Source organism: Agromyces subbeticus DSM 16689 (genome assembly GCF_000421565.1).
In the GTDB taxonomy this organism is placed as follows: domain Bacteria; phylum Actinomycetota; class Actinomycetes; order Actinomycetales; family Microbacteriaceae; genus Agromyces; species Agromyces subbeticus.
Genome location: NZ_ATXG01000019.1, coordinates 12,414 through 38,449, shown reverse-complemented (window position 1 = coordinate 38,449; position 26,036 = coordinate 12,414). Strand labels below are relative to the sequence as shown.

At 70.8% G+C, this 26,036-nt stretch carries 21 protein-coding genes; 12 read left to right on the top strand and 9 right to left on the bottom strand.

All coding sequences use genetic code 11. The annotated features are described in order from the left end of the window. Positions 1-3 precede the first annotated feature (3 nt). Positions 4-1,314 (top strand): phosphotransferase, encoded by a 1,311-nt coding sequence (locus H521_RS24305; protein WP_022894514.1) that lies wholly within the window; start codon positions 4-6, stop codon positions 1,312-1,314. Here H521_RS24305 and H521_RS0118550 read toward each other — a convergent pair. Continuing rightward, a complete protein-coding gene (locus tag H521_RS0118550) occupies positions 1,233-4,544 on the bottom strand; it encodes an ATP-dependent helicase (protein ID WP_022894513.1) in 3,312 nt (1,103 codons plus the stop codon). The two genes, H521_RS24305 and H521_RS0118550, sit on opposite strands and share 82 nt — an antisense overlap. Then, positions 4,541-7,672, bottom strand: coding sequence for a UrvD/REP family ATP-dependent DNA helicase (locus H521_RS0118545; RefSeq protein WP_022894512.1), 3,132 nt, complete (start codon positions 7,670-7,672; stop codon positions 4,541-4,543). Before H521_RS0118545 ends, H521_RS0118550 begins: the two co-directional genes overlap by 4 nt. Before the next feature lie 93 nt (positions 7,673-7,765). On the opposite strand from H521_RS0118545, the gene H521_RS0118540 reads away from it, so the two are divergent. Both H521_RS0118540 and H521_RS0118535 read left to right on the top strand, forming a co-directional pair. Next, the gene (locus H521_RS0118540; RefSeq protein WP_022894511.1) at positions 7,766-7,990 is read left to right on the top strand and encodes a DUF3107 domain-containing protein; all 225 of its coding nucleotides are present in this window, start codon (positions 7,766-7,768) and stop codon (positions 7,988-7,990) included. Further along, positions 7,971-8,297, top strand: a complete 327-nt coding sequence (locus tag H521_RS0118535) for a hypothetical protein (RefSeq protein WP_169514019.1) — start codon at positions 7,971-7,973, stop codon at positions 8,295-8,297. Before H521_RS0118540 ends, H521_RS0118535 begins: the two co-directional genes overlap by 20 nt. A gap of 5 nt (positions 8,298-8,302) precedes the next feature. On the opposite strand, the gene H521_RS0118530 is transcribed toward H521_RS0118535, so the two are convergent. After that, positions 8,303-9,016, bottom strand: a complete 714-nt coding sequence (locus H521_RS0118530) for a ferritin-like fold-containing protein (protein ID WP_022894509.1) — start codon at positions 9,014-9,016, stop codon at positions 8,303-8,305. Between the two features lie 143 nt (positions 9,017-9,159). On the opposite strand from H521_RS0118530, the gene H521_RS0118525 reads away from it, so the two are divergent. Next, on the top strand, positions 9,160-10,710 hold the full coding sequence (locus H521_RS0118525; RefSeq protein WP_022894508.1) for a DEAD/DEAH box helicase: 1,551 nt from the start codon (positions 9,160-9,162) through the stop codon (positions 10,708-10,710). Positions 10,711-11,580: 870 nt separating this feature from the next. Here H521_RS0118525 and H521_RS0118515 read toward each other — a convergent pair. After that, on the bottom strand, positions 11,581-12,204 hold the full coding sequence (locus H521_RS0118515) for a hypothetical protein (RefSeq protein ID WP_156891544.1): 624 nt from the start codon (positions 12,202-12,204) through the stop codon (positions 11,581-11,583). Positions 12,205-12,220: 16 nt separating this feature from the next. Further along, complete coding sequence (locus H521_RS0118510; protein ID WP_022894505.1) at positions 12,221-13,090, bottom strand: PHP domain-containing protein; 870 nt, start codon at positions 13,088-13,090, stop codon at positions 12,221-12,223. 109 nt (positions 13,091-13,199) lie between these two features. Here H521_RS0118510 and H521_RS0118505 point away from each other — a divergent pair, with 109 nt between their 5' ends. Continuing rightward, positions 13,200-14,219: an endonuclease/exonuclease/phosphatase family protein gene (locus H521_RS0118505; RefSeq protein ID WP_022894504.1), complete on the top strand. Its 1,020-nt coding sequence runs from the start codon at positions 13,200-13,202 to the stop codon at positions 14,217-14,219. Between the two features lie 56 nt (positions 14,220-14,275). Next, positions 14,276-15,847 (top strand): aminopeptidase P family protein, encoded by a 1,572-nt coding sequence (locus H521_RS24300; protein ID WP_040425019.1) that lies wholly within the window; start codon positions 14,276-14,278, stop codon positions 15,845-15,847. A 56-nt stretch (positions 15,848-15,903) separates the two neighbouring features. On the opposite strand, the gene H521_RS24295 is transcribed toward H521_RS24300, so the two are convergent. Continuing rightward, positions 15,904-16,245 carry a TIGR02611 family protein gene (locus tag H521_RS24295; protein ID WP_022894502.1) on the bottom strand — a complete coding sequence of 114 codons (342 nt, stop codon included), beginning with the start codon at positions 16,243-16,245 and terminating at the stop codon, positions 15,904-15,906. 138 nt (positions 16,246-16,383) lie between these two features. On the opposite strand from H521_RS24295, the gene H521_RS0118490 reads away from it, so the two are divergent. Continuing rightward, the gene (locus tag H521_RS0118490) at positions 16,384-17,814 is read left to right on the top strand and encodes a M1 family metallopeptidase (RefSeq protein WP_026482470.1); all 1,431 of its coding nucleotides are present in this window, start codon (positions 16,384-16,386) and stop codon (positions 17,812-17,814) included. A 46-nt stretch (positions 17,815-17,860) separates the two neighbouring features. Here H521_RS0118490 and H521_RS26330 read toward each other — a convergent pair whose 3' ends face one another. Then, the gene (locus H521_RS26330; RefSeq protein ID WP_211215520.1) at positions 17,861-18,616 is read right to left on the bottom strand and encodes a YflT domain-containing protein; all 756 of its coding nucleotides are present in this window, start codon (positions 18,614-18,616) and stop codon (positions 17,861-17,863) included. A 102-nt stretch (positions 18,617-18,718) separates the two neighbouring features. Here H521_RS26330 and H521_RS0118480 point away from each other — a divergent pair, with 102 nt between their 5' ends. From H521_RS0118480 to H521_RS0118460, 5 genes are read left to right on the top strand one after another with little or no spacing between them, the layout of a single operon-like run. Further along, a complete protein-coding gene (locus H521_RS0118480; protein ID WP_022894499.1) occupies positions 18,719-20,047 on the top strand; it encodes a magnesium transporter MgtE N-terminal domain-containing protein in 1,329 nt (442 codons plus the stop codon). Then, a complete protein-coding gene (locus H521_RS0118475) occupies positions 20,034-20,555 on the top strand; it encodes a DUF1003 domain-containing protein (RefSeq protein ID WP_022894498.1) in 522 nt (173 codons plus the stop codon). Before H521_RS0118480 ends, H521_RS0118475 begins: the two co-directional genes overlap by 14 nt. Beyond that, positions 20,542-21,720, top strand: coding sequence for an Mrp/NBP35 family ATP-binding protein (locus H521_RS0118470; protein WP_022894497.1), 1,179 nt, complete (start codon positions 20,542-20,544; stop codon positions 21,718-21,720). The genes H521_RS0118475 and H521_RS0118470 overlap by 14 nt, the downstream gene beginning before the upstream one ends. Positions 21,721-21,724: 4 nt before the next feature. After that, on the top strand, positions 21,725-22,609 hold the full coding sequence (locus tag H521_RS25210; RefSeq protein ID WP_022894496.1) for a hypothetical protein: 885 nt from the start codon (positions 21,725-21,727) through the stop codon (positions 22,607-22,609). 53 nt (positions 22,610-22,662) lie between these two features. Then, entirely contained in the window at positions 22,663-23,040 is a 378-nt protein-coding gene (locus H521_RS0118460) for a hypothetical protein (protein WP_022894495.1), read from the top strand. 30 nt (positions 23,041-23,070) lie between these two features. Here the strand turns inward: H521_RS0118460 and H521_RS0118455 are convergent, their stop codons facing one another. Together H521_RS0118455 and H521_RS24280 are read right to left on the bottom strand one after the other, a co-directional pair. Further along, a complete protein-coding gene (locus H521_RS0118455; protein WP_022894494.1) occupies positions 23,071-24,600 on the bottom strand; it encodes a pyridoxal phosphate-dependent decarboxylase family protein in 1,530 nt (509 codons plus the stop codon). Beyond that, complete coding sequence (locus tag H521_RS24280) at positions 24,597-25,973, bottom strand: MFS transporter (RefSeq protein WP_040425004.1); 1,377 nt, start codon at positions 25,971-25,973, stop codon at positions 24,597-24,599. The genes H521_RS0118455 and H521_RS24280 overlap by 4 nt, the downstream gene beginning before the upstream one ends. Between the last annotated feature and the right edge of the window lie 63 nt (positions 25,974-26,036).

Genomic DNA, 26,036 nt, shown 5'->3' with positions numbered 1-26,036 from the left:
GCCATGGCCAGACCTCCTCTCACTCTAGCCGCGTTGGCCACGGCGGCGGTGCCCGGACTCGAGGTGCGAGCCGTGCGCGCACACACTCGCAAGAGCCATGGCGCCTTCGACGCGGTGCTCGTGCGAACCACCGACGATCGCATGCTCGTGCTGCGCGTGCCGCGGTCGCAGGCCGCCGAGTCGGAGCAGTCGGCCGACCTCGTGGCGCTGCGCGCACTCACCCCCGGCATTCGCTCACGCCTCCCCTTCGCCATTCCCGAACTGGTCGGGCAGGCGCCGATCGACGGCACCCGCGCCGTGGTCACGACCTTCGTGCCCGGTGCGCCGCGCACCGCCGACGAGCTCACCGAGTACGACGGCATCGCAACCTCGGTCGGCCTGGCGCTGGCCGCGGTGCACGCGCTGCCGACCGGGTTCATCGCCGATGCCGGCCTGCCCCGCCAGTCCGCCGACGAATCGCACGATGCCGTGGTCGAACTCATCGACCGCGCCGCCGACACCGGCCACCTGCCCGCCGCGCTCCTGCGTCGTTGGGAAGAAGCGACCGACGATGCCGCGCTCTGGCGCTTCCGGCCCACCGTCGTCAACGGTGCGCTGACCGCCGACTCGGTGCTCGTCGACGGCGACACCGTGACCGGCCTCATCGGCTGGTCGGCACTCGCGCAAGGCGACCCGGCGCGCGATCTGCACTGGTTGCTCACCTCGCGCGGTGCCGCGGCAGAACGCGCGCTCGACGCCTACTTCTCTGCACGCGACGGAGGCGCCGACGGCCATCTGCCGCAACGAGCGCTGCTCTACGGCGAGCTCGAGCTCGCCAGATGGTTGCTGCACGGCGTCGAGGCGCGTGACGAGGCCATCATCGCCGACGCGGTCGGGTTGCTCGACGGACTCGTCGAGAGCGTGCACGATCGATCGAGCGAGCCACTCTCACCCGAGACCGGGCCGATTCTCACGGTCGGCGATGTCGAGCGGATGCTCGACGAGACTCCTCGCGAGAGTGCGCCTCGCGAAGGCGGAGCGAGCCTGCTGACCGACAGCTACGACTTCTCCGAACTCGAGCGGCGCGAAGCGGGCGAGCGCGACGCCGCACCGTTCGATGCGACCGCGCCGATTCCGCTCGATCTCTCCGACTGGGGCGATGCCGCGCCTGTCGACGGCGAAGTGAGCATCGGTGGTGACGGTGAGGGCGACGCCGGCGGTTCGGCCAACGACGATGCGGGCGACGGCGCCGATCAGCGCCGAGCGGCCGGCGAAGCCTCGGGTGCGGATGCCGCAACCGACGCCCAGGCCCGGCGCAACGCCGCTTCGTCGTAGATCTCGTCGGGACGGATGACCCGGTCGTCTTCGACGAAGTAGAAGACGGCGTCGATCTGTGCGGGGTCGATGCCCGCCCAGTTCGCGTAGGCGAGACGGTAGAGCGCGAGCTGCGTCTGCTTCAGCTCGAGGTCGTGCGCGTCGCGGGGCGCCTTGCCCGTCTTCCAGTCGACCACCTGGTATCGGATGCCGCGACGGCCGAGTTCACTCGTCGGGTCGACGTCGTAGACCGCGTCGAGCTTGCAGATGAAGACGTTGTCGCCGATCGGCAGATGCAGTTCGATCTCGACCGCTGACGGTTTTCGGGAGCCCCACTCCGATGCCTCGAACGTCGCCTGCAGGGCGCGCAGCCGTTCGGGAGTGGCGTCGATGATCGCCTCGTCTCGTCGCGTCTCTCGCTCGGCGAAGACATCGAGCACGTCGAGCGCGTCGATCGCCGCGGCCTCGTGCTCACCGGTCGAGCGCTGCTCGACCCACTGGTGGAAGAGCGTGCCGATGCGTGTCGCCCGGAACGGCCGCTGCGGCATGGGCCGGCGCAATTGCGCGGCGACGGCTGCCGGGTCGTCGACGTAGTCCTTGAAGCGTGAGGCCGGCACGCGCACCGGGACCTCTGGCGTCGACGGCCCCTCTGCGCGACGTCGCCGCTCTTCGAGCAGCAAGCGGATGCGATCGGCGAGCACCGGGCCGATGCCGTCGCCGCTCGGGCGCTCGGCGGCGGCGCGCACCGCGGTGGCTGCAGCAGTGACGGCCGTGCGGCGGCTGCCGAGCGGGTCGAGCGGCCAACGCACGCGCTCGGTGGACGACGTGCGGGGGTTCTCTTCGGACTCGGGCGCGGTCGGCAGAACGCTCGCGTCGAGCACGCCGGCCACGGCGAGTTCTCGCAGGTACGGACTCGGCTTGCGCGGCGCCTTCTGGCTCGCCCACCACGACCCCGAGAGCAGCAGGTCGCTGCGTGTGCGGGTCAGTGCCACGTACGCGAGGCGGCGCTCCTCTTCGGCATGCCGCTCTTTGTTCTCTTCGGCGAATGCGGTGACCGCACGGTCGAAGTCCGCCTGGCTCGCCACGCCGCGCCATGCGAGTTCTGGCAGCTCGTCGGCATCGCCCTTGAACTCGTTGGGCAGCTCGCCGAACGACAGCCAGCCCTTCGAGGAGCGCGGCTTCGACGGCAGCTCGTCGTCGACCAGACGCGGAATCGCCACGACGTCCCACTCGAGCCCCTTCGAGCCGTGGATGGACAGCACCTGCACCGCCCCAGGTTCGGGCTCGTCTTGACGCGGTGCCAGCCGGTCGCGCTGCTCGGCCTCGGTGAGCCAGCCCAGGAACGCGCCGAGGGTCGGGTGCTCCGAGACCTCGGCGAAGCCGGCGAGCAGTTCGTCGAAAGCCTCGAGGCTCGGCGCGCCGAGCGGCTGCGCGACGTTCGCGGCGACCTCGATGTCGAGCAGCAGCTCTTGCTGCACGAGGCTGACGAAGTCGACGAGGCCGAGCCCTGCACGTCGCCGGAGCGATTGCAGCTGCGCACCGGCGCGTCGCATGCGGGCGAGGCCAATCTCGCTGAACGTGGCGAGCGCCGAGTGCGAGTCGGGCGCTACGAGCAGGAAGTCGAGGGCGTCGACGATCGACGGCGACTCGTCGGGCGCGATCGAGGCCCGAAGCCCGGCGCGCACTTCGTCGCCGAGCCGTCGAGTCGCGAGGTCACGGTCGGCGAGCCACTTCGCAAGACCGTGCAGCGCCGCGAGGTCGGCGGAACCGATGCGCCAGCGCGCCCCGCCGAGCACGCGAACGAGCTCGGAGCCGGCGGTGGGGTCGTTCAGCACCCTGAGCACGCAGACGAGGTCGGCGATCACGGGCTGGTCGAGCAGGCCGGCCATGCCGAGCACGTGCACCGGCACGCCCTTGGCCCGAAGCGCCGCGGTGAAGATGCCGACGTTCGCGAAGGTGCGACAGAGCAGGGCACCGCTGCGCGGCGCGATCTCGGGCCGGCTGTGGTCGAGCGAGCCTCGCTCGAGATGCCCGCCGTGCGTCATGCGCCCGAGTCGCTCGGCGAACCACGACGCCACCAAGGCCGCTTCGCCCTCGATGGTCTCGGCCCATGCCACATCCAGTCGCCCTGGCCCTGCGAACGGCGACGCCCCGAGCGGTGCCTTCGGAATGCCGGCGTCGAGCGGCTGGATCAGCGTGTTCGCCGCCTCGAGCACCACGCGGGGGTTGCGCCAACTCGTGGAGAGATCGTAGACCTCTGCATCGCCGCCGGGCGCGAAATCGCGCCCGAACCGGGCCAGGTTCGCGGAGCTCGCACCGCGCCATCCGTAGATCGACTGGTCGGGGTCGCCGACCGCCATGACCGACTGCTCGCCGAACAGCGCGGCGAGCAGCCTGGTCTGCACGACGCTCGTGTCCTGGTACTCGTCGAGCAGCACGGTGCGGTATCGCTCGCGGTGCCCGGCGACCACCTCGGGGTGCCGCTCGCAGATCGCGAGGGCGAGGGCGACCTGATCCGAGAACTCGACGAAGCCCTTCTGCTGTTTCGCCTCGGCGTACGCGTCGGCGAGTTCGAGGAGCGGCGGCAGCGCCTCGACGACCCCGAGCGCATCGACGAAACTCGTGAAGTCGGTACGCTTGCGCGGCGCCTCGATCGGCAGGCCCTGCATCGCGAGGAAGTCGCGCGTCATCGCTCGCACGTCACGGCTGTCGGCGACGTTCTCGGCGAGCGCACGGCTCAACGACAGCACGGCGCCGGTGACCTTGTCGAGCGAGGCGTCGAGCTCGACGAGCCGCGGGTCGGCCGAGGCTGCGACGACCGAGCGCGCGAGTTGCCATGCGGATGCCTCGCCGAGCACCGCGGCGTCGGGTTCACGCCCGATGAGCATCGCGTGCTCACGGTAGATCGCACTCGCGAACGCGTTGTAGGTGCCGACGGAAGCCGACTCGAGTGGGTCGAGCGACACCTCGGCGATGCCGAGCGACACGAGCTGCGCGATGCGCTCGCGGATGCGCTCGGCGAGTTCGCCGGCCGCCTTGCGGGTGAAGGTGAGGCCGAGCACCTCTGGCACGGCGACGTGGGAGTTCGCGAGCAACCAGACCACGCGGTTGGCCATGGTCTCGGTCTTGCCGCTGCCGGCTCCGGCGACGACGATGCTCTGCCCGCGCGGGTCGGCCTCGATGACGGCGCGCTGCTCGGCAGTGGGGGCGTGCAGGCCGAGTCGTGCGGCGATGTCTGCGGCAGCGATCATGCCGAGACCGCCGGCACGAGGTGCACGCGGTATTGCCAGCCGCCGAATCTCGAGCGGTAGCCGAGCTCGGCCGGCCCATCGAACTCGCTGCCGGCCATGGTGCGGGCCACGGCGGCGAGCCGCTCGCGGAATGCGGCCTCGGCCTCTGCATCGAACGGCTGCTGGGCACGCTCGGTGAACGCACTGCCCCGTGCGGGCTTCGCGAGATAGACGAGCTTGGCGCCGCCGAGTGTGCCGGCGTCTGGCACCTCGCCGGCGCGGGCTGCCAGTTGGTAGGCCGCGAGCTGCGGGTGCGCCGCCGTCTCGGCCACCGAGGGCGGGGTGCGGCCCGTCTTCAGGTCGACGATGACCGTGGTGCCGTCGGCTGACGCCTCGACTCGGTCGATCGTGCCCGAGATGCGCACGCGATCGACGATGAGCGTGAACCGCCCCTCGGCGCCGAGCAGCACCTTGCCGTCGTCGGCGAAGCCGGCGAGGTAGTCGGCGGCGCCTTCGGCCATGCGGCGTGCACCGCGCCGCTCGCGCTCCGCGACCCAGCCCGCCTCGAATCGAAGTTCGCGCCAGCGCTCTTCGACCGCCGCCCACAGAGTCTCGATGCTCGTGTCGCCGTCGTCGCGCGCGCCGGCCTCTTCGACGACGGCGTGCACGATCGTGCCGATCGACGCGGCCAGGCCCGACGGCGGTGAGGCGACGTGGTCGATGAACCAGCCGAGCGGCGACTCTTCGGCCCGATCGATCTGTGAGGGCGCGACCGCGACGAGCGTCTCGGGGTCGCCGTCGAGGTCGACGAGGGGTGCCGTGGTCGACGGCTCGGCGAGGCCGTACCAATCGTCGGGATGGGCGCCGGGAACGCCTTGCTCTGCCAGGAGGGCGAGCGCAGCGGGCGCTTCACCACCCCCGGAGGTCGTGGCCTCGAGGCGCAACGCTCCGACGAGTCCCCGCAGGTGCAGCGGGCGCCGGCGTCCGGCCTTGATGCGCTCGACGGCGTACCCCATGAGCATCGACGGCTGTTCGTCGTCGTTGGCGGTGCAGCTGAGCACGAGCTGGCGCTTGGCCCGCGATGCGGCGAGCACGAAGAGCCTGAGTTCGTCACTGCGCACCGAGACGCGTGCCTCGGCCACCGACTCGGGCGCCGGCAGGGGGGCGCCGGCGCGTGCCGCAGCGACGACGCGTGGAAGCAGGGCGGCGTGCAGCAGTGTGCCGCGCGGACGGAGGTTCGGCCAGACGCCCTCTTGCAGGCCCGCGATCACGATGACGTCGAACTCACGGCCGATCACCGCGGGCGGAGTCGTGACGACGACCGTCTCGGCCGAACGCTGCGGGGCGAGCGAGTCTTCGGGCAGTTCGCTCGCGAGCACCTCGTCGACGAAGCGCACGGCCGGGGCGTCGGGCTCGCGCTCGACGAACCGCTGCGCAGACGCGAACAGCGCGACGGCCGCATCGAGTGCCCGGTTCGCCTCTTCGGCGAGCACGCCGGTGCCGGCGGCCTGCGCTGCCCACTCCGTGGCGAGGCCGCTGCCCTCCCAGAGCGACCAGAGCACCTCTTCGACCGTGCCACCGCGCAGGGCGACGCCGCGGGAGGCCGCGAGCAGCTTCGCGAGCCGCGCCGCCCGCCTGGCCGGGGCCGCATCGATCGTCTCGAACCCACCTGGCGCACCGAGCGCCTCGACGAGCAGTTCGTCGGCAGTGCGCGAGCCCTCGCCGGCGAGTTCTTCGTGTCGGAGTGCAAGTCGGAGCCGACGCAGCCCGACGCTGTCGAGTCGGCCGATCGGCCCTGTGAGCAGGGTCACGGCGAGTTCGGGGGTGAGCGATTCGCGATCGAGCACGAGCGAGGCCGCGGCGAGCAGTGCCGCCGCCGCAGGCGCGTCGCGCAGGGCGGTGCGCGCGGCGTTGCCGGCCGTCGGCACATCGGCGAGCGCGAGCCCGCGCTCGAACGCCGGCACGTCGCCGCCCGAGCGGAGTACGACCGCCATCGATGACCACGGCACCCCGTCGAGCAGGTGCCGTTCGCGCAGGACCGCGGCGATCGCCTGGCATTCTGCGGCGTGCGATGGGGCCTCGATGCCGAGCACCGCGGACAGCGGGTCGGGTTCGGCGGCGGCGGTCGCCTCGTGCTCGGCGGAGCGGTGGGCGCCGCCGAGGGCGGTGCCGATGTGGGCGCTCACCGAGCGCACGATCGTGCGCAGCTCCGGCCGGCCGCGGTGCACGACGGGCAGCTCGACGCGACGCACCGCACGGGCGTCGGAGCCTGCGCGTGCGCCGCTGCCGAGCACCGAGCCGAGTGAGCCGAGCAGTTCGGCCCGCCCGCCGCGGAACCCGTTCGACGCGACATCCGGATCGCCGAGCGCCACCACTGCGACACCTCGCGCCGCGAAGGCGCCGAGCAGCGCTGCGGTCGTCTCGGTCGCCTCCTGCGCGTCGTCGACGACGATGAGCCGCACGCGGGCCAGTTGGCCCAGGGCAGCCTCTGCCGCCGCGTCGGAGATGCTGCGACGCACGATCGCGGCGGCGAACGCTCCGAGCTCTGAGGAGTCGTACTGACTCGGTCGCAACTGCGCCTTCACCTCGTCGTACTCGTCGAGGAACGCGGCCGCCGCCACCCACTCGGCCCGCCCGGCGCGTTCGCCCAGTGCGGCGAGGGCCACGGCGTCGACCCCGTGCTCGACGGCTCGCATCAGCAGGTCGCGCAGCTCGGAGCGGAAGCCGCGGAGCACCCGCACCTCGGGCGTGAGCGGCGCCGGCCATTCCGGCCCGAATCCGTCGCGGATGCCGCCCTCGAGCAGTTCGCCGATGATCTGGTCGTGCTCGGCGCCCGTGAGCAACGTCACCGGCGCGCCGGTGAAGGCACGCACCAGCTGGAAGGCGATGGAGTTCGCCGTTCGGGCGAGCGGGCCGCGCGTCGTGACGCCGAGCCGCACCCCGAGCCGGTCGCGCAGCGAGGTCGCAGCCACACGCGTGGCCGACAGCACGAGCACCTCGTCGGTGTCGTAGCCGAGGCGCTCGACGCGGTCGGCGACGAGCTCGATCGCGAAGCTCGTCTTGCCGCTGCCCGGCGCGCCGAAGACCGCCGCGTGCTCGCCGTCGGCGAGCAACGCGAGTGGGGCTGCGGATGTCGCGACGGCCTGCATGTCGGCAACGTTAACCCGTTCCGCCGACAGTGAACGGGCACGGGCCCGGCCAGCCGGTGTCGTAGTGTTTGAGCAACAGTAGAAAGGCGCACCGTGGACGTTCGCATCGGTATCCAGAACTCCCCCCGTGAACTCGGTTTCGAGACCTCGCAGTCGGCCGCAGAGGTCGAGCAGGCGGTCGCCGCCGCCCTCGCCGGCCAGTCGGCCCTGCTGACCCTGACCGACGACAAGGGCACCCGCTACGTGGTGCCCTCGGCCGCACTCGCCTATGTCGAGATCGGCTCCGAAGAGTCGCGTCGTGTCGGCTTCGTCGCCTGACATGGAGCTCATCTTCATCGTCGTCGGCGGCGCCATCCTCGGTCTCGCAGCGCAGTTCGTGCTGCCGCTGCGCCACCTTCGTGGTGTCGCCGTCGGCCCGGCGATCGGCGCGGCCGTCGCCGCCGTCGTGTGGGTGGCCCTGACCTGGCTCGGCTGGCCCTGGGACGGCGGCTGGATCTGGGTCGCCGCGCTCGTCGCCTCGGCGCTCGTGCCGGCCGCGGTGCTCTACCTCATCTCCCCGCGACGTGAGCGCACCGATGCCGAGCTCTTCGAGCGGCTCTCCCGGCCGGGTGTCGTGCGCGCCTGACGTGCTCAGGCTGTGAGGCCGAGCGCGTCCATGCGACGTGTGTGAGCGGCGATGAGCTCGGTGAAGACCGGCTCGACCTCAGCGCCGCGATCGGCGGAGTCGGACGCGCGCAGCGCCGAACGGGCGATCAGCAGGGTATCGCCGACGAGGCTTCTGCCCCAGAGCGCCAGTCGGTCCGAGAGCGCCGGGCTGCCTTCGACGGCCGTCCGCAGCTCGTCGTGCAGCACGGCCGCTGACCCCTCTTCGGCGAGAATCGCGCGAACCCGGGCAGCCAGGTCCGCAGGCAGGCCCTCTGCGAGACGCGAGAAGTAGTCGTCGAGCATGCCCGAGGTGACGTGGATGCCGAGCAGCAACTCGTACCAGTCGGCTCCGGCGCTCGCTTGGCGGAATCGGTCGGCCGCCGGCGCGAACGGCGCCATCACGTCATCGGGTTCGACGCCGAACCTGCGGATCTCGGCGATCAGCGCGTGGTGCTTGCGCAGCGCAGCGCCAGCGGCCCGGCTGAGCCCCTCTTTCGACGGCAGGGTCGGTGCCGTCGCGACCGACTTCGCGAGGCTCTCGAAGAACTCGAGCTGGATGTACGCGGCCTGGCCGAGGAACGGCACCGCATCGGGCACGAGCTCGGTGAAGTCGACCTTCGCGAGTTCGGTCGGCGCGACCCGTGGGCGCAGCCGCGGCAACTCGGGGCGCTGCATGCGCCGTTTCGACCAGAGAACCACGCACACAGCCTATCCGAGGCACTCAGGGAGTCTCGGATAGGGTAGAGGGTGCATGCGGGCGATGGATCCGCTAGCCGTGCGCCTGGGGTTGAGAACGGGGCGCACCTTCGACCGCCACCTCCAGCTACACGACAGGCAGACTTTTGACTACATTCACCGAGCTCGGCGTTGCGTCCGACATCGTCGACGCACTCGCGGGCAAGGGCATCATCGATGCCTTCCCCATCCAGGAACAGACCATCCCCCTCGCCCTCGCCGGGCAGGACATCATCGGCCAGGCCAAGACCGGTACCGGCAAGACCTTCGGGTTCGGGCTGCCGATCATCCAGCGTCTCGGTGACGACCCCGAGGGCGGCGTCAAGGCGCTCGTCGTCGTGCCGACCCGCGAACTGTGCGTTCAGGTCACCGAAGACCTCGAGATCGCGACATCCAATCGCCCCACCAAGATCGTGTCGATCTACGGCGGCAAGGCCTACGAGGGCCAGATCGAGCAGCTCAAGGCGGGTGCGCAGATCGTCGTCGGCACCCCCGGGCGCCTGCTCGACCTCGCCTCGCAGCGGCTGCTCTCGCTCAAGAACGTGAGCGAGATGGTGCTCGACGAGGCCGACAAGATGCTCGACCTCGGCTTCCTCGCCGACATCGAGAAGCTCATGGCGCAGACGCCGGCGACCCGCCACACGATGCTGTTCTCGGCCACCATGCCGGGCCCGATCGTCGCGCTCGCGCGCCGCTTCATGGTGCGCCCCATTCACATCCGCGCGACCGACCCCGACGAGGGCCTCACGCAGGCGAACATCAAGCACCTCGTCTACCGCGCCCACTCGCTCGACAAAGACGAGGTCATCTCCCGCATCCTGCAGGCCGAGGGTCGCGGCAAGACCGTCATCTTCACGCGCACGAAGCGTGCGGCCGCCAAGCTCGTCGAAGAGCTCAACGACCGCGGCTTCAACGCCGCCGCCGTGCACGGCGACCTGAACCAAGACCAGCGCGAGCGCGCCATGGCCGCGTTCAAGGCCGGTAAGAAAGACGTGCTCATCGCCACGGATGTCGCGGCACGCGGCATCGACGTCGACGACGTGACCCACGTCATCAACCACACCATCCCCGACGACGACAAGGCGTACCTGCACCGCGTCGGCCGCACCGGCCGCGCCGGCAAGACCGGCATCGCCGTGACGTTCGTCGACTGGGACGACCTGCACAAGTGGGCGCTCATCAACCGTGCCCTCGAGTTCGGCCAGCCCGAGCCCACCGAGACCTACTCGTCGAGCCCGCACCTGTTCCACGACCTGGACATCCCGGCCGGCACCAAGGGGCGCCTGAAGCCGTCGTCCGCGGTCGCAGCTCCCACGCGTTCGGCTACTGCCGGTCGCAGCGAGGCCGGTCGCAGCGAGGGCGGTCGCTCGGGCGGCGCTTCACGTTCCGGCGGCGGTTCCGAGCGAGCGGATGCCTCGAGCGAGCGCGCTCCTCGCAACCGCACACGCAACCGCACCCGTGGTGGCAAGCAGGCCGGCGAGGGTTCGGGTGCCACCGAGTCCACCGGCGACGCCGGTTCGGCCGACGTCGCCGTCAAGGAGCCCGGAACGGGCACCCACGACGGCAAGGGCCATGAGCACCACGACGGTAACGCCGCTCCCCCGCGTCGTCGCCGTCGCCGCGGCCCGAGCACCGGCGGTACGACGCCCCAGGCGTAAGCCCACTCGCACTGACAGAGCGCCCGCTCGGCTTCGGCCGGGCGGGCGCTCTGCGTTCGTCTGTGTGAGCGTCTTCAGCCCGCCGGGTTCGAATTCACCCCCGTGATTCACCCGCCGGACTCGCGTTGATTGTCGTACCAGCCGCGCGATTCACGAGTTCGGCGAGGATTCGATCGAACTCGCCCTCATCCACCGGTGTGAGCATCGCCGATTCCCGCTGAACCGGCACGATCCCGAGCTCGTACGGCACACCCTTTCTTTGCCTCGAACGAGAATGGCGCGATCAACGAAGTCGCTGAATGTGGCGGTTCCATCCGCAATCACCTCGATGTTCGAGTAGCGCAAGCGTGCGCCGACCGCTTGGCCTTTGCGCGGCAGCTGGCGCAGCTCGATTCCAGCCTCGGCAAGAACGGCGAGCTGGTAGCTGTGCCATGGGTGGGTGTGGTCGTGCAGAAAGCTGGATTCCGTGGGCGAACCGGTCGAACGATGCAGTGCTCCTGATGGCGAAGACCACGTCACCGGAGTCGCCGAACCTGCGGTCCAAGATCGTCAGACGGTTGCGGCTCCACCTCCCGGCCGCCAATCGGCAGATCAGCCAGATCACCGTGGCCGCCGCACAAACCGTGAGCCCGGCCACCATTCCGGTGCCAGAATCTGCACGCTTCGCCACATTCGATCCGGCGATGACGCTCACGGCGATGATGAGCGCGACGAGCGGCCAGGCAACGGTGCGGCGTCGCGGGCGGCGATCGGATGCACGCGCGTGGAGGCGAAGGCCCGCGAACTGCGCCAGTTCTGTCGGATGCATTGCGAGCTACTCCAAGCCGAGGACGCGGAATCGAAGGGCGCCGGGAACATTCAGTTGAGGCACTATACGACGGTCCTGCGTTCGACGTACCCAGTCAGCGTGCGAGCGGCTTCACGGAGTTGGTCGGCGTTCTGAACCAGGTAGCCAGGTGCCGAATGGCGGATGAGGACGATGGGTATCTCCGTAGGTCCGGCAGCTCCATCAACAGAGATCGCGAGGCAATCGCTGCCACCACCGAAATGGAACGTACGCGCAACCTCGACACCGGTGATCGACGTGAACTCGATCATGACTCGCCGTCTTCCGCTCGGGAGGTCCATGATCTGCAGACCCTCGGATTCGAACGAAATCGCGAACAGCAGGGAGACGTCAGTAAGGGAACGGGCACTCACCTCAGCGAGTGACTTCACCGTCGCCGGAACTCGATTGGCGAGCCACACAGGCCCCGCCGACGCCTCGACAAGTGCCGCATACGTCGGAAGGTACTTGCGGTTCTGGAGCTTGAGCGCTGCGAAACCGATGGAGGCGAGCACCAGTGCCGCCGCCACGCCCTGCATGAACGCGAAAAGGGGAAAGTTCAGATCCGCGATGCGCGCCCCGATCGCGAGCCCCTGTGCAATGACCGCGCCGCCGACAATCCACAACCACCACAACCGCCTGCGGGATCGCACTTCGGGCTTCACCACGATTCATCCGCTCGCTTCACGGCAGCTCGGGCGCCGAGCCGCGGCCCTCAGCGATGATCGCCTCGACGACGTCGGGCGCGGTGCGGCACTCGCCGAGCCGGTTGGGCTTGCCGGTGCCGTGGTAGTCGCTGGAACCGGTGACCCGCAGTCCGAACCGCGTCGCGAGCGCGCGCAGTCGGGGCTTGGCGGCCTCCAGGTTCTCGGGATGATCGACCTCGAGGCCGAACAGCCCAGCATCGACGAGTTTCGCGAGGCGCTCGGGCGGGATGACCCGCTCGGCGCCGCGGGTACCGGGGTGTGCGAGCACGGGGACGCCGCCGGCGGCGCGGATGAGGCGCACGCCCGTCAGCGGATCGGGCGCGTAGTGCGGTTGCGCGTAGCCCGCACGGGGGTGCAGGATGCCGTCGAACGCCGCCGAGCGAGTCGCGACGTGCCCCCGGGCAACGAGCGCATCCGCGATGTGGGGCCGGCCGATGGTCGTGCCCTCGACGGTCTGGGCGAGCACGTCGTCCCAACTGAGCGGGTAGTCGCGCCCGATGCGGCGAACGATCTCTTCGGCACGGGTCATGCGCGACTCGCGGATGCGCGCCGTCTCTTCGAGGAGGGCGTCGTCGAGCGGGTCGATGAGATATGCAAGTACGTGCACACTCGTGTAGCCCTCGCGCGTCGAGAGTTCCATGCCGGGGATGAGTGCGACGCCGGTGTCGCGAACGGCTGCTGCGGCCTCAGCCCAGCCGCTCGTCGAGTCGTGGTCGGTGAGCGCGACGCCCCAGAGCCCGGCGCGAGCCGCCTGTCGCATGAGTTCGGCGGGAGCCTCCGTGCCATCCGAGACCGTCGAATGCGTGTGCAGGTCGGCTTCGCCGTCGACGGCGGGGGCTTCTGGCATCCTGCAATGCTAGTCGCGGCATTCGCACCGGCATCCTCACCGGTGACTCCCAGCCGATCGGCAGCGCATTGCCCGAAGCGAGGTGACGTGCTCGCCTAGGGTTGGTGGAATGCTCCCCCGCATCCTCGGCTGGGCCATCGTGCTCGGCACCGCCGTCGTGGCGCTCATCCTCCTCTGGCCCCAGGCCTTCGGCCTGCAGAACCAGTGGGTGGCCGCACACGTCGTGGCCCTGCGGGGCACCGCGGCCGCGGGCGGCATCGTCGCCGTGATCCTGTTCCTGCTGCTCGCGCTCGCCAGGCCCGTACGCGTCTTCGCGTTCGCAATGGCGGCGGTGTTCGCGCTGTTCGCCATCGGCAACCTCGCCGTGCTCACCTCGCGCGGGTTCGGCGGTGCGGATGCCGCAACAGCGGGTCCCGGCTCGGTGACGGTGCTCTCGTGGAACACGCTCGGCGAGGTGCCCGATGCGTCGACGATCGCGTCGCTCGCGCTCGAGCGCGGTGCCGACGTCGTCGTGCTTCCCGAGACCACGGAGCCTCTCGGCGAGCAGGTCGCCATCGCGATGCGCGAGGGCGGCAGCCCGATGTGGGTGCACACGCAGGCGTACGACGACATCGCGAAGGCCCGATCCACGACGATCCTCATCAGCCCGGAACTCGGCGACTACGACGTCGTCTCGGCCGACGTCCCGGGCCCGCCCGGCAACACGAACACGCTGCCGAGCGTCGTCGCCGATCCCGTCAACGGCGATGGTCCGCGCATCGTCGCCGTGCACGCGGTCGCACCGATCCGCTGGGAGCTGCGCAATTGGCGCAGCGACCTCGATTGGCTCGCCGAGCAGTGCGCCGGCGAGAACGTGATCATGGCCGGCGACTTCAACTCGACGCTCGATCACTTCGCCGGGCACGGCGCCGACGGCGGAGACCTCGGTCGATGCACGGATGCCGCCGCGCAGGCGAGTGCGGCGGGTGTCGGCACCTGGCCCACCGATGTGCCATCGTTTTTCGGCAGCCCGATCGACCACGTGATGGCGACGCCGAACTGGCGCGTCGAGGCGTTCGAGGTGCTCGAGGGCTACGACGACGCGGGCAGCGACCACCGGCCAGTGATCTCGACGCTCATCGCCGAGTGATCTCCGGGCGACCGGCGACAGGTGGGCGACCGGTGACAGGTGGGAGAATGGTCGGCATGGCGAACACCAGCGACACCTCCACCACTGAGACGGCGACCCCCGCCACCACCGAGAGCGACGAAACCGGCCGAGATGCGAACCGGTCGACGACGCCCGGCTCAGAGGGCTTCAAGAACTTCATCGGCAGCGGTTGGGCAGAGCGCGACGAGACGCTGCCGCCGGCCCGCGAGCAGGCTTCCTTCGCCGCGACACGCCGCGCAGCGGTCTCGGCAGCGTTCACCGGCCAGCGCCTCATCGTGCCGGCCGGCGACATGAAGCAGCGGGCGAACGACACCGACTACCCGTTCCGAGCGCACTCGGCGTTCGCCCACCTCACGGGCTGGGGCTCCGATTCCGAGCCCGGAGCCGTGCTCGTCTTCGAGCCGACCACCGACGGTCACGAGGCCACCGTGTACTTCCGCGAGCGCGCCGGCCGCGACTCCGAGGAGTTCTACGCCAACCCGGCGATCGGCGAGTTCTGGATCGGAGCACGCCCCTCGCTCGCACACGTCGCGGCCGATCTCGCCGTCGCGACCCGTGGCCTCGAGGAGTTCGACCGAGTCGTCGATGCCGTCGACACCGCCACGCTCGTGCTGCGCGAGGCCGACGCATCCGTCACCGAACGCATCGATCACGCGCGCATCCGGTACGCCGCCGAGCAGGCACTGTCGACGAACGCCTCAGACGCGCCATTCTCGCTCGAGGTCGGCGGCTCGCACGAGCCCGACGCCGAGCTCGCGCGCGTGCTCTCCGAACTGCGGCTCGTGAAAGACGCGTTCGAGATCGCCGAGATGCGAGCAGCGGTCGTCGCCACGCAGCGCGGCTTCACCGAGGTGCTCGCCGAACTGCCGCGCATCACGGCGGAGGTGCGCGGCGAGCGTGTCATCGAGGGCGTCTTCGCAACCCGTGCCCGGCTCGACGGCAACGCCGTCGGCTACGACTCGATCGCCGCTGCCGGCCCGCACGCCACGATCCTGCACTGGACCCGCAACGATGGACCGGTCGTTCCGGGCGACCTCGTGCTGCTCGATGCCGGCGTCGAGATGGACAGCTACTACACGGCCGACATCACTCGCACCTTCCCCGTGAACGGCGTATTCTCCGACGTGCAGCGGCAGGTCTACGAGGCGGTTCGCGAAGCCGCCGACGCCGCATACGCGATCGTCAAGCCCGGCATCGTGTTCCGCGAGGTGCACGCCGCGGCGATGCAGGTCATCGCGCGCAAGACCGCCGAGTGGGGATTCCTGCCGGTCTCGGCCGAAGAGTCGCTCGAGCCCGACAACCAGTTCCACCGTCGCTACATGGTGCACGGCACGAGTCACCATCTCGGACTCGACGTGCACGATTGCGCGCAAGCGCGGCGCGACATGTACATGGACGGCGTGCTCGAGCCGGGCATGGTCTTCACCATCGAGCCGGGGCTCTACTTCCAGCCCGACGACCTCACGGTGCCTGTCGAGTTCCGCGGCATCGGCGTGCGCATCGAAGACGACATCCTCGTCACGGCTGACGGCGCCGAGAACCTCTCGGCCGCCATCCCGCGCACGGCCGACGAGGTCGAGGCCTGGGTGCGCGGCGCCGCCTCGTAGCGAAGGTCAGGCCGTCGAGCGAGCCGCCCGGCGCGCCTGCCACCACGCCCAGAATGTCAGGCCGTCGAGCGAGCCGCCCGGCGCGCCTGCCACCACGCCCAGAATCGGGCGAGCTGACGCTTCGTGAACGCGGCGAGGCGCTTGGCCCAAGCGAACTCGGTGCCGAGGATCGCGAGGCCGAGGAAGACGACGAGCCAGCCCGGCCCCGGCAGCGGCACGAGCAGCAGCCCGAGCAGCGCGATCATGCCGCCGAGCACGCCGACGGCGATGCGATAGGCGCGGCGCAGGCCCGGCCGGCGTTCGATGCGGCGACGGATGCCCCGGAGCAATCGCCTGATCGGGCGATCGGCGCGTTCACCGTCGGCGATCTCGCGATCGAGCTGTGTCTGCGTCACCATGCAGGTCACGATATATCGCGAGTCTGGGAATGAGCTGCCTCCTCGCCCTGAATGGAACGCTCGGCCTCTGGCGCGCCACGAACGCCCGGCAGTACATTGATGCTCATCGTCGATCGCACCGCTGCAGCTGGAGGATCCATGTCACGCCGCCCTGTCTTTCTCGCTCTCGCATCGGCGGGCGTCGCGCTCGCGGTGATCTCGGTGCCGTCACTGGCCGTCGCAGCACCCGGCGACCCTGGCGCGCCGCGCTACTCAGCCGGCGCCGACGGTGCCGGTGACCCGTACTTCCCGCTCGCCGGCAACGGCGGCACCGACGTGCAGCACTACGACCTCGCGCTCGACTACGCGCCGCCCGCGCCCGCGCCGGCACCGCTCGAGGGCCACCTCGAAGCCGTCGCGACCATCGACCTCGTCGCGACGCAGGACCTCGACCGCTTCAACCTCGATCTGCGGGGACTCACTGCCACGGCCGTCACGGTGAACGGCAAGCGCTCGGCGTTCGAGCAGTCGGCGAACGAACTCGTCGTGACCCCGCGCCCCAAGCTGAAGACGGGCGCCGAGGCACGCGTCGTCGTGAGCTACGGCGGAACGACGACTCGGCCGACCGACATCGAAGACGCCCTCTACGGCTGGGTCACGACCCGCGACGGTGCCATGGTCGTGAGCGAGCCCGATGGCTCTGCCACCTGGTACCCCGTCAACGACCACCCGACCGACAAGGCCACGTACACCTTCGAGATCACGGTGCCCGAGGGGCTCGTGGCGGTCGCGAACGGTGTGCTCACCGACACGCAGACCACCGCGGGCACGACCACGTGGTCGTGGAACGCGCCCGATCCGATGGCCGCCTACCTGTCAACGGCGAGCGTCGGCGACTACGAGATCGATGAGTACGTCGCCGCGAACGGCACGCCGATCTTCGATGCCGTCGATCCGACCCGTCTCGGCGCGCCGACGGCCGACCTCGCGCTCACGAGCGAGATGCTCGTGTTCTTCGAGGGCCTGTACGGCCCGTATCCCTTCGTGTCGTACGGGGCGATCGTCGACGACGACTCCGTCGGCTACGCGCTCGAGACCCAGACCCGCTCGTTCTTCTCCCGCAACGCCCGCGAGGGCACGGTGGCGCACGAACTCGCACATCAGTGGATGGGCGATCACGTGAGTCCCGAACGCTGGGCCGACATCTGGCTCAACGAGGGCTGGGCCACGTACTCGACGTGGATGTGGAACGAGCACCGCGGCCGGGCGACGGCGAACGAATCGTTCGACGACTTCATGTCGACGCCGGCAGACGACCCCGAGTGGGACTTCGTCGTCGCCGACCCGCAACCGCTCGGTCTCTTCGCCGGCCCGGTCTACGACCGCGGCGCCGCCACCCTGCACGCCCTGCGGGTGAAGATCGGCGACGACGCGTTCTTCGAGCTCGCGCAAGCCTGGGTCGCTCGCTTCGGTGGCGCAACGGCGAGCACGACGGACTTCGCCGACCTCGCCGAAGAGGTCTCGGGCGAACAGCTCGATGCGTTCTTCACCGCCTGGGTCTACACGCCCGAGAAGCCCGTCGACTGGTGAGCAGCCTCGCGGCGAGCGGTCGCGCCGACGTCACCGCCGCGACAGCTCAGCGCTCGGAGGCGGGCGGCTTCGACTCGTCGGTGTCGGCGTTGACGTCTGCATCGTCGCCGGAGCCGTCGGCCTGAGACGTCGGTGATTCGGCGGCAGGCTCAGCGGTCGGCGCCATCTCGCCGTAGCGCGGGCGAACGGGCGCCTGGCCGGCACGCACCGCCTCGGCCTCGGCCCGGCGCGCGGCATCCGTCGCCTCGCCATAACTCATCGGCGGCGAGCCCGGCGCCGCCGACGGCGACGCGGCCGATCGCTCGGCCGTGGGCGCGTCGACGCCGAGCACGCTGCGGGCCCGCTCGACGTGCGCGGTCTCTGCGATGATCGCGTACCGGCTCGCGAGCACCTGCATGGTCGAGGTGAAGTCGCGACGGCGGCGGTTCAGCGAGTACGACACGACGCTGAAGATCATGCCGAAGCCCGCGCCGATGAGCACGGCCGAGATGAGAATGCCGATCGAGGCGCCGGTGGGCGCGAAGATGAAGAAGAGCAGGCCGAGGAACGTGCCGAACCACGCCCCCGAAAGCGCGCCCGCCCCGGCCGCACGGCTCCAGGTGAGCTTGCCCGTGATGCGCTCGACGCTCGTCAGGTCGGTGCCGACGATCGCCAGCTCGCGCACCGGGAATTCGGCCTTGGCCAGCCGGTCGACGCCGGCCTGCGCCTCGGCGTAGGTCTCGAAGCTCGCGACCGTCTCCCCCTTGGGCAGGGTCGGGAAGGCTCGGCCCATGCGGCCGCCGAACGGCGATTGAGTGCTCACCCCGTCATTCTCCCATGACGGCGCAGCGCGCCGCCGTGGAACGGGAGACGGTTGCGGCCGGGAAGCCGGTGGCATGCGGCATCCGGGACTAAGTTGGTACCCGTGAGCGCCACGAGAGTCTTCGTCGCCCGACTCGCCGGGTGCGCCGTCTTCGACCCCAACGGCGACCGGGTCGGCAAGGTGCGCGACGTGCTCGTCGTGTACCGCAAGAACGACCCGCCCCGCGTCGTCGGCCTGATCGTCGAGATCCCCGGCAAACGCCGCGTCTTCGTCTCGATCGGCCGCGTCACGTCGATCGGTGGCGGCCAGATCATCACGACGGGCCTCATCAACCTGCGCCGCTTCGAGCAGCGCGGCGGCGAGGTTCGCGTGATCGCCGAGATGCTCGGTCGCAAGGTCGCCTTCACCGACGGCTCGGGCGGCGCCACGATCGAAGACGTCGCGATCGAGGAGCAGGAGCCCGGCGAGTGGCAGGTCGACCAGCTGTTCGTGCGCCGGCCCAAGGGCGCCTCGCCGTTCTCGAAGGGGCAATCCGCCTACGTCACGTGGCGCGAGGTGCGTGAGACGAATCCGAGCGGCGAGGCGCAATCGGCCGAGCACCTCATCGCGACCTACTCCGACCTGAAGCCCGCCGACCTCGCGAGCACCCTGCTCGACCTGCCCCCGCAGCGCCGCCAAGAGGTGGCCGAAGAACTCTCCGACGACCGCCTCGCCGACGTGCTCGAAGAGATGCCAGAGTCCGACCAGGTGGTCATCCTCGCAGGTCTCGGCGACGATCGCGCCGCCGATGTGCTCGACCACATGCAGCCCGACGACGCGGCCGACCTCATCGCCCAACTGCCCGAAGAGCGCGGCGAGCACCTGCTCGAGCTCATGGAGCCCGAAGAGGCCGAAGACGTTCGCTTCCTGCTCTCCTACGGGCCCGACACGGCCGGCGGGCTCATGACGACCGAGCCGATCATCGTCTCGGCCGATGCCACCGTCGCCGAGGGCCTTGCACTCATCCGCCGCCACGACCTGCCGCCCGCGCTCGGCGCAGCCGTGTGCGTCACGCTGCCGCCGTACGAGCCGCCCACCGGCCGATTCCTCGGTCTCGTGCACTTCCAGCGCATGCTGCGGTATCCCCCGCACGAGCGGCTCGGCACCCTCATCGATCAGGGGCTGGAGCCGGTGCGGGCCGACACCTCCGCCGCCGAGGTCAGCCGCATCCTCGCGAGCTACGACCTCGTGTCGGTGCCGGTCGTCGATGAGAAGCATCGTCTCGTCGGGGTGGTGACGATTGACGACGTGCTCGATTACCTCCTGCCAGATGACTGGCGAAGTCATCCCGAAGACACCGAGGTGGGGCGTCGCGCTGCGGCGCGGGCCCAGCTGACGACGGGGAGCATCCCCATCCCACACGGAAGGAGGGCAGGAGATGGCACGCGCTGACGCAGACGACCGCCGGTTCGACACCCCGAAGGGCATTCGCCGTTCTCCGTCCTTCCGCGGCTCCGGCGACAGCGACCGCTTCGGTCGCTTCACCGAGTGGGTCGCGCGTGGCATGGGCACGCCGGGCTTCCTGCTCGCGTTGTCGGTGTTCGCGATCGGCTGGATGGTGTGGAACACCGTCGCACCCGAAGACCTGCGGTTCGACTCCATAGCGATCGGCTTCACCGCCCTCACGCTCGTGCTCTCGCTGCAGGCCTCGTACGCGGCACCGCTCATCCTGCTCGCGCAGAACCGTCAAGACGACCGCGACCGCGTGCAGATCGAGCAGGACCGGCAGCGCGCCGAGCGCAACCTCGCCGACACGGAGTACCTCGCCCGCGAGGTCGTCGCGCTCCGGCTCGCGATGAGGGATCTCGCGTCGAAGGAGTTCATCCGCTCCGAGCTGCGTGCGATCCTCGACGAGCTCGACCGCCGCGACGACGAGGAGTCCGAGCATGCCGCCCGCTGACGCCGCCACGCTCGAGGCCGCGGTGCGCGCCGCACTGACCGGCGTGATCGACCCCGAGATCCGAAAGCCCGTCACCGAACTCGACATGGTCGATCACGTGACCGTCGGCGACGACGGTCGGGTCGAGGTCGGCATCCGTCTGACGATCGTCGGATGCCCCGCCTCCGACCGCATCGAACGCGACGTGCGGCAGGCGGCCGAGACGGTCGTCGGCGACGGCAACGCCGTGGTCGTGCTCTCGGTCATGACGCCCGAGCAGCGTTCGGCGCTCACCGAGCGGCTCCGGGGCGGCAAGGCGGCTCGGGGCAACCCGTTCGGCCCCGGCACCCTCACACGCGTGATCGCGGTCACGAGCGGCAAGGGCGGTGTCGGCAAGTCGACCATCACGGCGAACCTCGCCGTTGCGCTCGCCGCGAGGGGTCTCGCCGTCGGTCTCGTCGACGCCGACGTGCACGGCTTCTCGATCCCGGGCCTGCTCGGCCTCGTCGACGCCGACGGTCTCGCTGCGCGCCCCACGCGCGTCGACGAGATGATCCTGCCACCCGTGGCGCACGGCGTGAAGGTCATCTCGATCGGCATGTTCGTCGAGCCGTCCGAAGCGGGCGGGCGCGCGTCATCCGTCGCCGTCGCCTGGCGCGGGCCGATGCTGCATCGCACGCTCTCGCAGTTCCTCACCGACGTGTACTTCGGCGACCTCGACGTGCTGCTGCTCGACCTGCCGCCCGGCACCGGCGACGTCGCGATCTCGCTCGGCCAGTTGCTGCCCAACGCCGAGGTCGTCGTCGTCACGACCCCGCAGCCCGCGGCCGCCGACGTCGCCGAGCGTTCGGGTGCCGTGGCGCGCCAGACCGGACAGAAGATCGTCGGCGTCGTCGAGAACATGGCCGGGATCACGCAGGCCGGTGGCGAGGTGTTCGACCTCTTCGGAGCGGGCGGCGGCGCGATCGTCGCCGAGCGTCTCTCGGCAGGCCAGCCCGAGCCGGTGCCGCTGCTCGCGAGCGTGCCGCTCAGCGTGGCGCTGCGTCGCGGCGGCGACGACGGCATGCCGGTCGTGCTCGCCGAGCCAGACGACCCGGCGGCGCGCGCGATCGAGCAGGTCGCCGCACGCCTCGCGGCCATCCCCCGCTCACTGATCGGTCGCCGGCTCGACGTCACGGTGCGGTGACCGGATGCCGCGCGCCCGCCTCACCCGCCGGCTCGCGACCTGCCTCGCGCTCGTGACGGCGGCGCCGGTGCTCGGTCTCGCGGCCTGTACGCCGTCGCCTCCCCAGGGCTTGCCCGAGGGGCTGTCGGCGAGCATCCAGCAGGGCCGGCTCGACATCGAAGCGCGCCGACTCGTGGTGCGGCTCGAGAACGACGGCGAGGCGACGGTGACCGTGCAACGGCTCGAGGTCGACTCGCCCTCGCTCGCGTCGGGCATGGTGCGCGACGAGCCGTTCGAGGTGGCGCCGGGCGACGCCCTGCAGATCCGCATGGAGCTCACGGCGAGCGAGTGCGACGCCGGCGACGACCCCACGCACCTCGTCGCCGTCGTGCTGCTCGACGTCTCGACCGCGGGCGGCTCGGGCACGGTCTCGGGCGAGCTGCCTGCTGACGACCCGTTCGGCACCCTCGCGAGAGTGACCGGCGAGGCGTGCCTCGCCGACTCCGTCGAGCAGGTCGCCACGCTCACGATGCCCGAACACCTGCGCTCGACCGGCAGCGGCGCCGATCGACGCGCGTTCATCGACGTCGAGGTCGTGCCCGCGGCATCCGGCACCGGTTCGTTCACGATCGACCGGGTGTACGGCACGACCCTGCTGAACGCCGAAGACGGCGTCGACTGGCCGCTCGGCGCCGAGGTCGCGGCGGGCGACGAGCCGTTCACGATCTCGCTGCCCGTGCGACCGGCCCGCTGCGATGCGCACGCCATCGCCGACGACAAGCGCGGCACCATCCTGCCGTTCGCGATCCGCACGAGCGACGGGCGCGAAGGCCGGCTCGACCGCTCGTCGGGCGACACCCTGAAGTCCGAGCTCTACGCCTACTACGGCGAGCGCTGCGCGCTGCAGTGAGGCGCTGACGACGACCCGATCGCGGTGGCGATCGGCTTTGCTACCTTCGAAGCATGACCGCGCCTGCTGACTGGATCGAACATCGTCGTGGCGACGGCGAGCTCCTCGGGTGGATGCGCCCCGAATCCGACGCGTTCGTCGTCATCGACCTGCTCGGCCGGCCGCTGACCGAACCGGTCGACTGGCTGACCGCCGAAGAGACGCTCGAGGCGACCGGCATCGGCTACCTCGCCGATCTCTACGAGCTGCGTCTCGACGATGGCCGGTGGCTTCGCGTTCGCCTCACCGAGGTGTCGTCGACGGCGATCCGGGTCAAGAACGACGACTTCGGCGCCATCGACGCGCCCGCGATCGAGCACACCGTGCCGTTCCCGATCGGCGACCGGTTGCGGCCGCTCACGGGCGACCGCGCCTTCATCCTCGACGCCTGATCAGCGTTCGGCAGCAACCGCGGCCGAACGTCAGGGCAGCTCAGCGCGCGGCTCGACGACTCGAGCGAGCAGCTCGACGAGCAGCCGCTCGGTGAGCTTCGGAGGCAGTGCCCCGACGAGGGCGAGCACCGGCGCGAGGCGATCGGGCAGGGCGCCAGCCGCGCCGTCGCCGCCCAGCAGGCCGAAGGCGCGCAGCAGCCCCGCTGCGCCGGCGGAGTCGAGCCCGGCGGATGCCGCGGCGAGCGCCTCGATGCCACCGGGAAGCGACTGGGCGAGCTCCGACACGAGCGCCCACCCGTCGACGGCGGGCTCGCCGCGCACGGCATCGGCCGCGGCGACGAGTGCGGCGCTCAGCTCGGGCAGCACGGCTTCGGTGACGGGCGTCACGGTCAGGTGCGTGGTGTGCGGCAGGCGGCTGCCGTCGGCCTGTTCGAGGCCCGGCTGCAGTTGCAGGTGCCAGCCCGAGGCGCGCGCGGCATCCGCCCAGTGATGCGGGTCGACCCGGCGCTCGACCGGCACCGCCTCGTCGACCGCGACGGCGAAGAGCGGCCCCGTCGGCGCACCGACCACCCGAAGTCCGTCGATGGCCGCGACGCTCTCGCGAAGCGCAGCGGTCGCCCGTGCCGTCTGCTCGGTGAGCGCAGCGAAGCCGCCGTCGCCGAGCGCCTCGACGATGGCCCAGGCCGCCGCGAGCGGCCCCGCGGGCTTCGAGCCGGTGAGCGTCGGGTTCACCACGGGGTACCCGGGCCAGGCGGTCGTCGCGAAGTACTGGTGCCGTTGCCGGTCGCGGCCCCGGGTGAGCAGCACTGAGACGCCCTTGGGGGCGTACCCGTACTTGTGCAGGTCGGCCGAGAGGCTCGTGACGCCGGGCACGCGAAGGTCCCACGCCGGCAGCGGGTCGGGCCAGAACGCGAGGGCGAAGCCGCCGATGCAGGCGTCGACGTGCAGGGCGATGCCGCGCGGCCCGGTGATCGCCGCGACGTCGGCGACGGGGTCGAGCGTGGCGAACGGGTACGACGGTGCGCTCACGACGACGAGCGCGACATCGTCGCCGAGCCGCTCCTCGATCGCCGCAGCCGAGGTCGTGCCGGTCGCCGGGTCGACCGGAACCAGGTCGAGCTCGAGGCCGAAGTACTCGGCTGCCTTGTGGAAGGCCGCGTGCACCGTGACGGGCGCCACGATGCGCGGCACCCGCGGCGAGCCGGCCCTCGCCGACCGCCAGACGTCGCGCGCCGTCTTGACGGCCAGCAGGCAACTCTCGGTTCCACCCGACGTCACCGAGCCCACGACCTCGTCGTCGTCGGCACCGCCGAACACGCGGCGTGCGAAGCCGACGACCCCGGCCTCCATCGCGGCGACCGAGGTGAACGTGGTCGGATCGAGACCGTTGACCGGTTGCACGAGCCGCGCCGCGCGCGCCGCGAGCTCGTCGAGCTCGGGCAGGCCCGAGTCGTAGACGTACGACAGCACCCGGCCGCCGTGCGTCGGAGCATCGGCCGCACGCAGCCCCTCGAGTTCGGCGAGGATGTCGGATGCCTCGCGCCGGAAGTCGATCATCATGCCACCGTCTCTGCGGTCATGGCCGCGGCATCCGCTCGGATGTCGTCGCGGCGAAGCGGGTACCGTCGCAGCGCCACGAGACTCGCGGCGACGAGCAGCGCGGGGATCACGCTGAAGCTGAGGGTGATGCCGGTGATCGCCGCCGGCGACTGGGCCACGGTCTCGGCACCGGTCGATTCGATGTAGCCCGTGATCGCGAGCACGATCGTGAGCACGGTGGCGCCGAGCGCCATGCCGGCCGTCTCCCCTGCAGTCCAGACACCGCCGAAGCTGCCGGCGCGCCCGATGCCGTGCGTTCGCGCATCGTGCGAGATGACGTCGGGCAGCATCGCCATCGGCAGCGACTGCATGCCCGCGTACCCGGCTCCCGCGAGGGCGACCGGCACGTAGACCCAGGCGCCGGGGGCCCAGATCATGCCGACGAGACTCAAGGTCGCGAAACCGAAGAGCGTGCTCGCGAGGGCGAAGCCGCGCTCTTTGCCGACTCTGGCGGCGACCGCCTGCCAGACGGGCGCGCAGAGCACGGCGGGTGCGATGAGGGCGACGAACAGGAACGTCACAGCGCGCTCGTCGCGGAGCACCCACGTCGCCACGAACTGCGCTCCGGCGAGCATCAGCCCGGTGGCGAGCCCCTGCAGCACGAACGCCGCGAGCAGGGCGCGGAAGGCGGCGCTGCGGCGCAACGCGGCGAAGCCCTCGGTGTAGCCGGCACGGATGTCGCGGCGCGGCGGGGCATCGGTCGACCGCTCGCCCTTCGCCGCGGTCGACGTCGCGACGAGCAATCCCGCGCCGATCACGAGGCCCGCGACGATCGCCATCACGAGGTACCCCGTGTGCTCGTCGCTGAACGCCGCACGCACTTCGGGACCACCGGCGCCGAAGAGCAGGATCGCGATCGTCAGCACGACGACGCGCCAGGTGAGCAGTCGGGTGCGCGCGTCGTAGTCGGCGGTGAGCTCGGCGGGCAATGCGATGTAGGGCACCTGGAACAGGCTGAAGGCGGTGGCCGTCGCGAGGAAGGCGATGAACACCCAGGCGCCGGATGCCGCGGGCGCGAGTCCGGCCGGCACCGCGAAGGTCAGCACGAACCCGACGGGCAGGGCGAGTGCGCCGACGATCATCCAGGTGCGACGGGTGCCGGTGCGGGCGAGTGCGCGGTCGCTGCGTTCGCCGATCCAGGGGTCGATCACGACGTCCCAGACCTTGGCCGCGGTGACCACGAGGCCCGCGAGCAGCGCCGTGACGCCGAGCGTATCGGTGAGGTAGTACACGAGCACGAGACCGGGCAGGGTGGCGAAGCCGCCGGTGCCGAGGGAACCGATGGCGTAGCGGGTCACGACACCGCGGGAAAGGCTGCGCTCCGTTGCGGTCATGGAGGCAGTGTACTCACCCCGGGTGCCCGGCCGGTGGCGAAGTGGGTCAACTGACCTAGACTG

Excerpts from the sequence above, each read along its gene's own strand:
- H521_RS0118505 (WP_022894504.1), top strand. The coding sequence starts at position 13,200 with ATGCTCCCCCGCATCCTCGGCTGGGCCATCGTGCTCGGCACCGCCGTC.
- H521_RS25210 (WP_022894496.1), top strand. The coding sequence starts at position 21,725 with ATGCCGCGCGCCCGCCTCACCCGCCGGCTCGCGACCTGCCTCGCGCTC.
- H521_RS0118510 (WP_022894505.1), bottom strand. The coding sequence starts at position 13,090 with ATGCCAGAAGCCCCCGCCGTCGACGGCGAAGCCGACCTGCACACGCAT.
- H521_RS24300 (WP_040425019.1), top strand. The coding sequence starts at position 14,276 with ATGGCGAACACCAGCGACACCTCCACCACTGAGACGGCGACCCCCGCC.
- H521_RS24280 (WP_040425004.1), bottom strand. The coding sequence starts at position 25,973 with ATGACCGCAACGGAGCGCAGCCTTTCCCGCGGTGTCGTGACCCGCTAC.
- H521_RS0118460 (WP_022894495.1), top strand. The coding sequence starts at position 22,663 with ATGACCGCGCCTGCTGACTGGATCGAACATCGTCGTGGCGACGGCGAG.
- H521_RS24305 (WP_022894514.1), top strand. The coding sequence starts at position 4 with ATGGCCAGACCTCCTCTCACTCTAGCCGCGTTGGCCACGGCGGCGGTG.
- H521_RS0118550 (WP_022894513.1), bottom strand. The coding sequence starts at position 4,544 with ATGATCGCTGCCGCAGACATCGCCGCACGACTCGGCCTGCACGCCCCC.
- H521_RS0118490 (WP_026482470.1), top strand. The coding sequence starts at position 16,384 with ATGTCACGCCGCCCTGTCTTTCTCGCTCTCGCATCGGCGGGCGTCGCG.
- H521_RS0118545 (WP_022894512.1), bottom strand. The coding sequence starts at position 7,672 with ATGCAGGCCGTCGCGACATCCGCAGCCCCACTCGCGTTGCTCGCCGAC.
- H521_RS24295 (WP_022894502.1), bottom strand. The coding sequence starts at position 16,245 with ATGGTGACGCAGACACAGCTCGATCGCGAGATCGCCGACGGTGAACGC.
- H521_RS0118455 (WP_022894494.1), bottom strand. The coding sequence starts at position 24,600 with ATGATGATCGACTTCCGGCGCGAGGCATCCGACATCCTCGCCGAACTC.
- H521_RS0118475 (WP_022894498.1), top strand. The coding sequence starts at position 20,034 with ATGGCACGCGCTGACGCAGACGACCGCCGGTTCGACACCCCGAAGGGC.
- H521_RS0118470 (WP_022894497.1), top strand. The coding sequence starts at position 20,542 with ATGCCGCCCGCTGACGCCGCCACGCTCGAGGCCGCGGTGCGCGCCGCA.